At 66.2% G+C, this 12,228-nt stretch carries 10 protein-coding genes and 1 pseudogene; all 11 read left to right on the forward strand.

The genetic code is table 11. The annotated features are described in order from the left end of the window. Nucleotides 1–273: pseudogene (locus ACOJTD_RS10895) on the forward strand (branched-chain amino acid ABC transporter ATP-binding protein); the annotation flags it as partial. Between the two features lie 37 nt (nucleotides 274–310). After that, complete coding sequence (locus ACOJTD_RS10900; protein ID WP_420132934.1) at nucleotides 311–1,060, forward strand: hypothetical protein; 750 nt, start codon at nucleotides 311–313, stop codon at nucleotides 1,058–1,060. 17 nt (nucleotides 1,061–1,077) lie between these two features. Next, entirely contained in the window at nucleotides 1,078–1,896 is an 819-nt protein-coding gene (locus tag ACOJTD_RS10905; RefSeq protein ID WP_420132935.1) for an aspartate dehydrogenase, read from the forward strand. Nucleotides 1,897–2,380: 484 nt separating this feature from the next. Beyond that, nucleotides 2,381–4,300: an FAD-binding monooxygenase gene (locus tag ACOJTD_RS10910; protein ID WP_420132936.1), complete on the forward strand. Its 1,920-nt coding sequence runs from the start codon at nucleotides 2,381–2,383 to the stop codon at nucleotides 4,298–4,300. 263 nt (nucleotides 4,301–4,563) lie between these two features. Continuing rightward, nucleotides 4,564–7,416 (forward strand): monovalent cation/H+ antiporter subunit A, encoded by a 2,853-nt coding sequence (locus ACOJTD_RS10915; RefSeq protein ID WP_420132937.1) that lies wholly within the window; start codon nucleotides 4,564–4,566, stop codon nucleotides 7,414–7,416. Next, entirely contained in the window at nucleotides 7,417–7,758 is a 342-nt protein-coding gene (locus tag ACOJTD_RS10920) for a Na(+)/H(+) antiporter subunit C (RefSeq protein ID WP_420132938.1), read from the forward strand. Next, nucleotides 7,755–9,293, forward strand: coding sequence for a monovalent cation/H+ antiporter subunit D (locus ACOJTD_RS10925; protein WP_420132939.1), 1,539 nt, complete (start codon nucleotides 7,755–7,757; stop codon nucleotides 9,291–9,293). Before ACOJTD_RS10920 ends, ACOJTD_RS10925 begins: the two co-directional genes overlap by 4 nt. After that, nucleotides 9,290–9,778 carry a Na+/H+ antiporter subunit E gene (locus tag ACOJTD_RS10930; protein WP_420132940.1) on the forward strand — a complete coding sequence of 163 codons (489 nt, stop codon included), beginning with the start codon at nucleotides 9,290–9,292 and terminating at the stop codon, nucleotides 9,776–9,778. Before ACOJTD_RS10925 ends, ACOJTD_RS10930 begins: the two co-directional genes overlap by 4 nt. Next, nucleotides 9,775–10,044 (forward strand): K+/H+ antiporter subunit F, encoded by a 270-nt coding sequence (locus ACOJTD_RS10935; RefSeq protein WP_420132941.1) that lies wholly within the window; start codon nucleotides 9,775–9,777, stop codon nucleotides 10,042–10,044. Before ACOJTD_RS10930 ends, ACOJTD_RS10935 begins: the two co-directional genes overlap by 4 nt. A gap of 5 nt (nucleotides 10,045–10,049) precedes the next feature. Then, on the forward strand, nucleotides 10,050–10,445 hold the full coding sequence (locus ACOJTD_RS10940) for a Na+/H+ antiporter subunit G (RefSeq protein ID WP_420132942.1): 396 nt from the start codon (nucleotides 10,050–10,052) through the stop codon (nucleotides 10,443–10,445). Nucleotides 10,446–10,840: 395 nt separating this feature from the next. Next, entirely contained in the window at nucleotides 10,841–12,190 is a 1,350-nt protein-coding gene (locus ACOJTD_RS10945) for an ABC transporter substrate-binding protein (RefSeq protein ID WP_420132943.1), read from the forward strand. Nucleotides 12,191–12,228: the final 38 nt, after the last annotated feature.

Below are 12,228 nucleotides of genomic sequence, written 5' to 3' on the forward strand. Positions count from 1 at the left end.
GGCCTGATGAGCGCGCCGCTGCTGCTGATGATCGACGAACTCTCGCTCGGCCTGTCGCCGCTGCTGGTCGAGCAGCTGGTCGACGCGCTACGCACGCTCAATAAGGACGGCGTCTCGATTTTGCTTGTCGAGCAGGACGTCACCATCGCGCTCGATCTGTGCGACCGCGCCTTCGTGATGGATATGGGCCGCATCGTCCGCGAGGGTTCCGGCGAGGAGCTGCTCGCCGATCCGATCGTCCGCGACGCCTATCTGGGCGTGCTGCAGGAATAACAATCCGAAGTTTCACTTGCTGATCGAAAGAGGAATCATGATCGAGACCGTCGAAGCCCCGAACAGCGGCTATCGCTACATGCCGGGCGTCTTCCAGTATTCCTGCGGAATCGCCGCGCTGCCGGGCTTCGCCATCGAGCGCGTACGCTTCGCCAACCCGGTGCCGCTGAAGCAGGGTTTTGCGAAGATCGCCGAGATCCTCAAGGAAGCCGGCCGGCCGCTGACCGCATTCGGCGCCTGCGAATTGCGCTCGCCCGCGCCGTTCACCGAACAGGGCTTCGTCGACTTCAACGAGATCTACATCAAGACCCTGGTCGACTGGGGCATCATGAAGGATCGCGTCAACCCGATCGCGCGCAGCAACGTCTGTCCGGAGCTCGATCCGCCGGCGGAGCCGAGCTTCTATGCGTTCTCCTACACGGTGCCGGCCGAGAACGCGCCGAAGTCGTTCGTGATCGCCGGCAGCGGCGAGGCGCCCGAGGGCAAGGGCAATTATCGCGACCACACCGTCGCGCTCGGCGACACCAGCCCGGCCGGCCTGCAGAAGAAGGCGCAGTTCGTGCTCGGCGAGATGGAGCGGCGGATGAGCGCGTTCGGCGGCAGCTGGGCCGACATCACCGGCGCTCAGCTCTACACCGTGCACGACATTCACCCGTTCCTGGAGAGCGAGCTCGGCAAGCGCGGCGTGTTCCGCCATGGCCTGACCTGGCACTACAACCGCCCGCCGATCGAAGGCCTCGACTACGAGATGGACTGCCGCTGCGTGCACCGCGAGCGCGTGGCCTGAGCCGGAAGGACGAACCGATGAGCAGCAGCCGAGCCCCGCAACGCGTCGCCATCGCCGGGCTCGGCGCGATCGGCGCCGCGATCGCCCGTGAACTCGATCGCGGCCTGGGTGGCCTGACGCTGCCAGCCGTCGCCAGCGGCAGCCCGGAGAAGCACCGCGATTTTCTCGCGACGTTCGCGACGCCGCCGGCCGTGGTGCCGCTCGATCAGCTTCACGAGCATGCGGACGTGGTAATCGAAGCCGCGCCCGCCAAGCTGCTGCGCGCGATCGTCGAGCCGTTCGTCAGCCGCGGCAAGAGCGCGATCGTGCTCAGCGCCGCAGCGCTGCTGCAGCACGAGGACCTGATCGACATCGCCAAGCAGAATGGCGGCCAGATCATCGTGCCGACCGGCGCGCTGATCGGCCTCGATGCGGTGACGGCCGCAGCGGTCGGCACCATTAACTCGGTGCGGATGATCACCCGTAAGCCGGTCGATGGCCTGCGCGGCGCCCCGTTCATCGTCGACAACGGCATCGACATTGATGGCTTGAAGGAGCCGCTCAAGCTGTTCGACGGCAGCGCCCGCGAAGCCGGCAAAGGCTTTCCGGCCAATCTCAACGTCGCGGTGGCTCTGTCGCTCGCCGGCATCGGCCCGGACCGCACCATGGTGGAGATCTGGGCCGACCCCGGCGTCACCCGCAATACCCATCGTATCGAGGTCGATGCGGATTCGGCCCGGTTCTCGATGACCATCGAAAACATCCCCTCCGACAACCCCCGCACCGGATTGATAACCCCGCTATCGGTGATCGCGCTATTGCGCAAGCAGGGCGCCGCGCTGCGGGTGGGGACGTAGTCGGCTCCGCTCACCGGCCGCCATAGCTCTTGCAGAACGCACTGCGTCGTCATCCTGAGGAGCCCGGCAAAGTCGGGCGTCTCGAAGAATGCGGCCATGCTCACGCGGCGCGTGTGCCCATGGCGCCGGGCGCCCGCGGCTTCATGGTTCGAGACGGCGCTACGCGCCTCCTCACCATGACGCTGTGCATGTGGCAGGGTCTAGCAAGCGGCTTCAATCACGTCAGATCAAAGCACTCCGCCTAGCCCACGACATGGCCGGGCTCGTCCCGGCCATCCACGCCTTCGAGCTTCGTAACTCCGTGAAGGCGTGGATGCCCGGCACAAGGCCGGGCATGACGGTGGAGAGGTGGTGCGGACCTCTCATGCCGTCGCGTGTCGCGCCGCCTCGATGGATGACGCCCGACGATTTTCGGATAAGTTCCGGCAGCCGACTCAATCGCCAATGACTGCCGCAGGCATCGCCCGGCAGCGCCGGAGGAGACATGCAGTTTCATCTCGACGGCTTCGAGCCGGGCGATCCGTCGATCGCTGATCCGGTCGAGCGTACGCCGCGCCCCGGTGCCAGCGGCAGCGTGCCCGCCGACGTCGACGTGCTGATCGTCGGCTGTGGGCCCGCGGGGCTGACGCTGGCGGCGCAGCTCGCGCAGTTTTCCGACGTCACCACCTGCATCGTCGAGCAGAAGTCGGGGCCGCTGCAGTTCGGCCAGGCCGACGGCATTGCCTGCCGCACCGTCGAGATGTTCGAGGCCTTCGGCTTCAGCGAGCGCGTGCTGAAGGAAGCCTGCTGGATCAACGAGACGACATTCTGGAAGCCCGACGATGCGCAGCCGGACCACATCGCGCGCAGCGGCTGGGTGCAGGACGTCGAGGATGGCCTCTCGGAATTCCCGCATGCCGTGCTCAACCAGGCGCGCGTCCACGACTTCTATCTCGACATGATGCGCCGATCCGCCGCCAAGCTGGAGCCGTACTATGCCCGTCGCTTCGTCTCACTGCAGCCGCCGGCGGACAGCAGCGATCGGACGCAGCGCGTGACGGTGACGCTGCAGCGGCAGGATGCCGCGCAGCAAGGCGCAACCGAGACCATCCGCGCCCGCATCGTGGTCGGCTGCGACGGTGCGCGGAGCGGCGTACGCGCCGCGATCGGCCGCGAGCTGCGCGGCGATTCCGCCAACCACGCCTGGGGCGTGATGGACGTGCTGGCCGTCACCGATTTTCCCGACATCCGCTGCAAGGCACTGATCCAGTCGGCCGAGCACGGCAGCCTGCTGATCATTCCGCGCGAGGGCGGCTATCTGTTCCGCCTCTATGTCGAGCTGACCCGGCTTGAGGCCGACGAACGCGTCGCCAATCGCAAGCTCGGCCTCGACGACCTGATCGCCAAGGCGCAGCGCATTCTGCATCCTTACAGGCTGGACGTGAAGCAGGTGCCGTGGTGGTCGATCTATGAGATCGGCCAGCGCCTCACCGATAAATTCGACGACGTGCCGGACGACGCGGTCGCCTCGCGGCTGCCGCGCGTGTTCATTGCCGGTGACGCCTGCCATACGCATAGTCCGAAGGCCGGCCAGGGCATGAACGTGTCGATGCAGGACGCCTTCAATCTCGGCTGGAAGCTCGCCGCCGTGCTGCGCGGCCGCGCCAAGCCCGAGCTGCTGCACAGCTACTCGGCGGAGCGCCGCGCCATCGCAAAGCAGCTGATCGACTTCGACCGCGAATGGGCGGCGCTACTCGCCTCCGCCAAACATGACGGCGCCAAGGCCGATCCGGCCGAAACCCAGCGTTACTTCGTCCAGCACGGTCGCTACACCGCCGGCACCGCCACGCACTACGCGCCGTCGCTGCTCACCGGCAGCGACGCGTATCAGCAGCTCGCCACCGGCTTCATCGTCGGCACGCGCTTCCATTCTGCGCCGGTGATCCGGCTCGCCGACGCCAAGCCGTTGCAGCTCGGCCACGTCGCACGCGCCGATGGTCGCTTCAGGCTGTATTTGTTTGCGACTGATCAAGACCCTGGCGATCCCGAATCCGCGATCCATCGCCTGTGTGGCTGGCTCGCTGAAAACGATGCCTCGCCGCTGCGCAAGTATCGCAAGGCCGACGAGGATATCGACGCGGTGCTCGACGTCCGCGCGGTGTTTCAACAGCACCACCGCGATCTGTCGATCGCCACGATGCCAGCGCTGCTGCGGCCGGCCAAGGGCAAGTTCGGCCTGACCGACTACGAGAAGATGTTCTGCCCCGATCTGAGGGCCGGCCCGGACATTTTTACGCTCCGCGGCATCGATCGGACTGCGGGCTGCATGGTCGTGGTGCGGCCGGACCAATACATTGCGCAGGTGATGCCGCTGGGCGCCACCGCAGAGCTCGCGGCGTATTTCGACGGCTTCCTGCAGAGCTGACGCCGCCTGAGCGGCACCGTACTCAGTACGCAGCCGCGCCGATATGCCGCCTTGTGGCGTCGTCGCGCCGGAGCCAGAATCAATGAGCCCGCGTCCGGCGCAGGGTCTGCAGGGATGCCGCAAGACGGCTCCGCCTCGGATCAGCCATGGCCGGGCTCTTGCCCTTGCATCACCGATGCAATCCTGCACACGCTAGCGTCCGTCTCGCAGCCGTGGCATGCGCCCGGTGTTTGTCGCATTTTGCACGTTGTTTCAGGGAGTCGATGCAGCTCGCTCTGATCGTTTTGATGCCGCTGCTCGGCGCCGTGCTGCCCGCGATCGCGATCCGGGCCGGCCGCAATGCCTGCGCGTTGGTGACGGGTGGGATCAGCCTCGCGGCGCTGCTTGTGCTGCTGGCGCAGGCGCCCGCCGTGATCGCCGGCGAGACGCTGCGTTTCAGCACCGAATGGGTGCCGGCGCTCGGGCTGTCGTTCGGCTTCTTCCTCGACGGGCTCGGGCTGTTCTTAGCCGCGTTGATCCTCTGCATCGGCGTCTTGGTGATCGTCTATGCGCGGTTCTATCTGCATCGCGACGATCCGATGGGGCGGTTCTTCGCGTTCCTGCTGCTGTTTCAGGGCGCGATGCTCGGCATCGTGCTCAGCGACAATATCCTGCTGCTGGTGGTGTTTTGGGAGCTGACCAGCCTCAGCTCGTTCCTGCTGATCGGCTATTGGAGCCATCTGCCGGAGGGCCGGCAGGGCGCCCGGATGGCGCTGGTGGTGACCGGCGGCGGCGGGCTGCTGCTGATGGCGGCGATGCTGCTGCTCGGGCAGGCCGCGGGATCGTATCAGCTCACCGAGATCCTGCAGCGTGGCGACATCATCAAGGCCTCGCCGCTGTACATGCCGATCCTGCTGCTGGTGCTCGGCGCGGCGTTCACCAAGTCGGCGCAGTTTCCATTCCACTTCTGGCTGCCGCACGCGATGGCGGCGCCGACGCCGGTGTCGGCCTATCTGCACTCGGCCACGATGGTGAAGGCCGGCATCTTCCTGCTGGCGCGGCTGTGGCCGGTGTTGTCCGGCACCGAAGCGTGGTTCGCGATCGTCGCCACCACCGGCCTTGTCACCATGCTGATCGGCGCCTGGATCGCGCTGTTCAAGGACGACCTCAAGGGCATCCTGGCGCATTCCACCGTCAGCCATCTCGGGCTGATGACCATGCTGCTCGGCTTCGGCACGCGCTTCGCCGTGATCGCCTGCATGTTTCACATTCTCAATCACGCGACCTTCAAGGCGGCGCTGTTCATGAGCGCCGGCATCGTCGACCACGAGACCGGCACGCGCAGCCTGCGCCGGCTCGGTGGCCTGGCGCGGCTGATGCCGATCAGCGCGACGCTGGCGCTGATCGCCGCCGCCGCAATGGCCGGCGTGCCGCTGCTCAACGGCTTTCTCTCCAAGGAGATGATGCTCGAAGCGGCCGCCGACACCAGCGTGTTCGGCAGCATCTGGATCGTGCCCGCCGCAGCGACGCTCGGCGCTCTGCTGTCGGTCGCGTATTCGGCGCGGTTCGTGTTCGGGACTTACTTCGGCCGCGCGCGGTCCGAGTTGGACCACCACCCGCACGATCCGCCGGTCGGGATGTGGGCACCGGTCGCGGTGCTGGTGACGCTGGTGGTGGCGATTGGCGTCGCGCCGCAGCTGCTCGCCGGCGGCGTGGTCGAACGCACCGCGCAGGCGGTGGTCGGCGCCGCCCCGCTCGACTTCCATCCGCTGGCGATCTGGCATGGCTTCACTGGACCGCTGTTGATGAGCGGCATCGCACTCGCCGGCGGTTTGGCGCTGTTGCTGATTCATCCACCGCTCGAGACGCTGCGCCGCGCGTTGCCGCGGCCCGACGCCAAGGCGATGTTCGATGCTGTGATCGCAGCGAGCGTGCGCGCATCGCGCTGGGTGATCCGCCGGCTACACAATGATTCGCTGCCGCGCTATCTGGCGGTGATCACTGCGACCATCCTGATCGTCGGCGTCGCCGGTTTCCTCGGTGGCCGCCACGAGTCTGGTACGCGGACGATGCTGCCGGTCAATCTGCCAGCGCTGGTCGGCTGGCTGCTGCTGGTTACGGCCAGCCTCGCCGTGATGGCGTTCCACGTCCATCGTCTGCTGGTGCTGATCCTGAGCAGCGTCGCCGGGCTGATCGTGTCGCTCACCTTCATGCAGTTCTCGGCGCCGGATCTGGCGCTGACCCAGATCTCGGTCGAAGTCGTCACCGTGATCCTGTTGCTGCTGGCGCTCAATCTGCTGCCGAAGCTGACGCCCACCGAGCCGCTCTCGCACAAGCTGCGCACTGGCGTGATCGCCGGCATCGGCGGCGTCGCGGCGGCGGCGCTGGCCTATGCGGTGATGACGCGCGACGGCAGTTCGATCTCGGCCTATCACCTGGCCGAATCCAAGCCGGGCGGCGGCGGCACCAACGTGGTCAACGTCATCCTGGTCGACTTCCGCGGCTTCGACACTTTTGGCGAGATCATCGTACTGTGCATCGCCGCTTTGGTGATCTATGCGATGCTCGCCAGCGCGCTGGAAGGCGCCGCGGCGCGCCGGCTCGACGCGATGCGCCAGCGCCACGATTCCGCCGACGCGCATCCGCTGCCGCTGGCCGTCACCGCGCGTGCGTTATTGCCACTGGCCATCACGGTCGGGATGTACATCTTCCTGCGCGGCCACAATCAGCCGGGCGGCGGCTTCATCGCCGGGTTGATCGTCGCCATCGCCATCATCATGCAGTTCATGGCCAGCGGCTACGCCTGGAGCGCCGAGCAGCGGCGGATCGACGGCCACCGCCTGCTCGGCGCCGGCGTGCTGATCGCGGCTGCCACCGGCTTCGGCGCCCTCGCGTTCGGCCGGCCGTTCCTCACCAGCTCGTTCGGTTACTTCCATCTGCCGCTGATCGGCGAGATCGAGCTCGCCACCGCGATGCTGTTCGACACCGGCGTGTTCCTTACAGTTGTTGGCACAGTGGTGCTGTCGCTGTCGCAGATCTCGCGCGTCGAACGCCGCGCCAAGCGCGGCCCGGCGCCGGTCGGCCCCTCCGACATTCCGCTGGCGCCTCGCAGCGCGTCGCCGGCGCAGGAGGGCTGAATGGAAATCCTGGTCGCGAGCGCCATCGGCGTCCTGACGATGACGGGCTTGTATCTGGTGCTCTGCCGCCACGCCTTCCCGGTGATCATCGGCACTACTTTCCTGTCCTATGCGGTGAACCTGTTTCTGTTCGCGATGGGACGGCTGGCGATCGACAAGGCGCCGATCATCACCAAGGGCGTCACCGACTACGTGGACCCGCTGCCGCAGGCGCTGGTGCTGACCGCGATCGTGATATCGTTCGGCATGACCGCGCTGGTCGTGGTGCTGGCGCTGCGCGGTTTCCTTGAAAGCGGTAGCGAGCGCGTCGATGCCGGCGACGAGCGCGAGGCCGGCCGATGACGCATCTGATCGTCGCCCCGATCGTGCTGCCCGCAGCCGTCGCCGCATTTTTGGTGCTGGCGCTGCGCCACGACTTTGTCGCGCAGCGCATCGTCTCCTGCGCCGCGACGCTGGCGCTGCTCGGCCTGTCGATCTGGCTCTACGCCACGGCCGCCGAAAGCGCGCCGCAGCCCTATCTGCTCGGCAATTGGCGCGCGCCATTCGGCATCGTGCTGGTGCTCGATCGGCTGGCCGCGACGATGCTGCTGCTCACCGCATTGCTGGCAGTCTCGGTACTGATCTATGCGATGGCCGGATGGGACAGAGCCGGCCGGCATTTCCATCCGCTGTTCCAGTTTCAGCTGATGGGGCTGAACGGCGCTTTCCTCACCGGCGACGTGTTTAATCTGTTCGTGTTCTTCGAGGTGATGCTGATCGCCTCCTACGGGCTGATGTTGCACGGCGGCGGGCCGCGGCGGCTGCGCGCCGGTTTTCACTACGTGGCGATCAATCTGATCGGCTCGACGCTGTTTCTGTTCGCGGTCGGCCTGATCTACGCCGTCACCGGCACGCTCAACATGGCCGACCTCGCCGGCAAGGTCGCGCAGATCGCCCCCGGCGACGAGGCGCTGCTGCGGGTCGGCGCGCTGTTGCTGCTACTGGTGTTCGCCCTGAAGGCCGCTTTGGTGCCGCTGCAATGGTGGTTGCCGACTGCCTATGCGGCGGCCGCAGGTCCGGTCGCGGCGCTGTTCATGATGATGACCAAGGTCGGCGCCTATTCGATCGTCCGGGTCTACACCGTGGTGTTCGGCGCCGATGCCGGCAGCGTCGCCGACATCGCGGCGCCGTGGGTGGTGCCGGCGGCGCTCGCGACGCTGATCCTCGGCGCCGTCGGCGTGCTGGCGAGCGCGTCGCTGACCGGGCTGGTGTGCTTTGCCATCGTGTGGTCGATGGGCTCGCTGCTGCTGGCGCTCGGGCTGTTCGATCAGGCCGGCCTCGCTGCCGGCCTGTACTACCTGCTGCACTCGACGCTGAGCGGCGCGGCGCTGTTCCTGCTCGCCGATCTGGTGAACGCGCAGCGGCGCCGGCTCGCCGACCGGCTGGTGCCGGCGCCACCGCTGCCGCATGCACATCTGCTCGGCGGTCTGTTCTTCGTCGCCGCGATCGCCATCACCGGCATGCCGCCGCTGTCCGGCTTTCTCGGCAAGTTGCTGATCCTCGATGCGACCTGGCGCAGCCCGCTCGCGGTCGTGAGCTGGTGCATCGTGCTCGGTACCAGCCTCGTCGTCATCATCGGCTTCGCCCGTGCCGGCAGCGCGTTGTTCTGGAAGGTCGCGGCCCAGCCCTCTCACGACACGTCCATCACGCCGCCGCGCATCGGGCTGCAGGCGACCGTGATCACCGCGTTGCTCGGCGCCACCGTGCTGCTGGCGCTGTTCGCCGGCCCGGTGACGCGCGACCTCGCCGCCACCGCGCGGCAGGCGCTGGATGTGACAGCCTATGTGCGCGCCGTCGATCCCGCTTCAATGGCCGCGGCGTCGGAGGGCGCCCGATGACCAAGCTGCTGCCGCACCCGATCTTGACGCTGCTGATCGCCGCCGTCTGGGTGGCGCTGATCAATTCGATCTCGCTCGGCACGGTGCTGCTCGGCCTGGTGCTCGGCGTCGCGATCCCGCTCTTCACCAGCCCGTATTGGCCGCAGCGGCCGCGGATCCGTCGGCCGCTCAAAATCATCGAATACATCGCGGTGGTCGGCTGGGACATCGTTGTGTCGAACATCCAGGTCGCGATCTGGGTGTTGGTCTGGCCGACGTCGCGGCTGCAGACGCGCTACGTCGTGGTGCCGATCGAACTAACCTCGCCCGAGGCGATCGCGCTGCTCGCCGGCACCATCACCATGACGCCCGGCACGGTCAGCGCCGATCTGGCCGCCGACGGCAGCGCCATTTTGGTGCATTGCCTGCACACCACCGATCCGGACGACACCGTCGCGCAGATCAAGACCCGCTACGAGCGCCGGCTGAAGGAGATCTTTGCATGATCGCGACCGCGTGCCTGATCGCCGTCTGCATCATCGCCGTCGCGGCGGTGATGAATCTGTATCGGCTCGCCAAGGGCCCCGATGTGCTCGACCGCATTTTGACGCTGGAGACGCTGGTGACCAACACCATCGGCCTCGTCGTCGTGCTCGGCATCTGGTACGGCACCAGCCTGTATTTCGAGGTCGCGCTGCTGTTCGTCGCGGTCGGCTTCCTGTCCACCGTCGCGTTCTGCAAATATCTGCTGCGCGGTAATGTGATCGAGTAGTGGCGATGGCGTGGCTCAGCGAATTCCTGGTGTCGGCGCTGATCTTGATCGGCGCGCTGTTCCTGTTCGTCGGATCGTTTGGGCTGGTGAAGCTGCCGGACATCATGCAGCGGCTGCACGCGCCGACCAAATCCACCACGCTCGGCATCGGCGCGCTGCTGATCGCCTCGCTGCTTTATTTCGCGCTGATCCGCGGCGAGCTGTCGTTGCACGAAGTGCTGATCACGCTGTTCCTGTTCCTGACTGCGCCGATCACGGCGCATATGATTTCGAAGGCGCACATCTTGCGCAACACCACGCTGCAACAGAGCTTGCCGCAGCCGCCCGGCAAGCGCGGATGGGCAACGCTCGATGCGCCCGCGCCGCGCGAAGCACAGCGGGATCAAGGCCCGAAGCTTTAGCGCGACCGCTGCGGCGTTCGGCCGCGCGGTGAGCAGCCGTGCCGGCCTTGCGATATCTCCGCAAACGCCTGTGCGCCTGAAGCAGCGAAACGATTCCATCATGTTAGCAAGGGACTTCGTCCGCTTCGTGCTGCCGAGCCTAGGCGATCCGCGGCGAACTACGTCGCTGGGATGCAGCTGCGGTCCGACCGGTTTCTAATCGTTCGCTGACGCATCCTTGGGCGGCGTGCCGAAAGCCGGTGCAGCCGGCGGCGTCATTAATTCGGTTTATGTCGCCGATTTTTGCTTCCAATTTTACTTCGCGAATTCGCGCCCCTAGCCTCGTGCGTGACCGATCGCATCGTTACTGACCGACGTGACGATGCGCATCTTCAACGCAATCAGCGAGGGGCGCCATGATCGACAAGGAGAGCGGAGTATCCACTTCCGATCCGACGGGGACGGAAGCCAAGCCGGCGAAGAAACTCAGCCGGCGCTCGTTGCTGAAGGGCGCGGCGGCCGTGGCCGGCGCGGCGGTGGGCAGCGATGCGATCCGCGGCTTCCCGACGATCTGGGCGCAGGAAATCAAGGACATCGAGCTGCGCCATGTCGGCGTGTCCTACTCGGTGGTCAAGGCGATCGGTGATCAGGCCGCCAAGGATCTCGGCTTCAAGGTCACGATGCAGAACCTCGACACCTCGGCGTCGATCAACCGCTTCATCAGTCAGCCCAACACCGTCGACATCGCCGATCTCGAAGGCTGGCAGGCCAAGCTGGCCGCCAAGCGCGGCGTGATCCAGGGCATCGAAGTCAAGAAGATCAAGGAATTCGAGAACATCCTGCCGATCTTCACCAAGGGCGAGATCGACGGCCACAAGATCCCGCGCCAGGGCATCTCGCCCTACGAGGCGATGTACATCGCCAAGCCCGACGCCACCGATCTGCACGACGGCGTCACCGATTGGGCGACGTTCCTGCCGCAGGTCTATAACGCCGACTCGATCGGCTATCGGCCCGATCTCGTCGGCCACGAAGTCACCGAGTGGAAGGACCTGATCGACCCGAAATTCAAGGGCAAGGCCGCGATCCTCGACGTGCCGGCGATCGGCATCATGGACGCCGCGCTGTGCTTCGAGAGTGCCGGACTGATCAAGTACGGCAACAAAGGCAACATGACCAAGGAGGAGATCGACTTCACCTGCAACAAGCTGATCGAGCTGAAGAAGGCCGGCCAGTTCCGTGCCACCTGGACCACCTTCGATCAGTCGGTGCAGCTGATGGCCGCGGGCGAAGTGATCATCCAGTCGATGTGGTCGCCGGCGGTCGCCGCGGTGCGCGTCAAGGAAATTCCCTGCGTCTACGCGCCGGTCAACATCAAGAACGGCAAGGAAGGCTATCGCGGCTGGTGCAACGGCATGGGGCTGATGAAGCATCTGTCGGGCAAGAAACTCGACGCCGCCTACGAATATCTCAACTGGTATCTGTCCGGCTGGCAGGGCGGCTTCGTGGCGCGCTACGGCTACTACAGCCCGGTGCCGTCGACCGCCAAGAAATTCCTGACGCCGGCCGAATGGGCGTTCTGGTACGAGGGCAAGCCGGCGCCCGAAGTGGTCAACGATCCGTACGGCGTGCCGATGGAGAAGGCCGGCACCAAGCGCGACGGCGGCTCGTTCCTCGACCGCGTCAAGAACATCTCGTGCTGGAACACGCTGATGGACGAGTCCGCCTACATGAACAAGCGGTGGAACGACTTCAAGGTCGCCTGACGCTTGCAGCCATCCTGATCGACAGGCCGGCGCGCGCG

The organism is Rhodopseudomonas sp., from assembly GCF_048594845.1.
Classification (GTDB): Bacteria; Pseudomonadota; Alphaproteobacteria; order Rhizobiales; family Xanthobacteraceae; genus Rhodopseudomonas.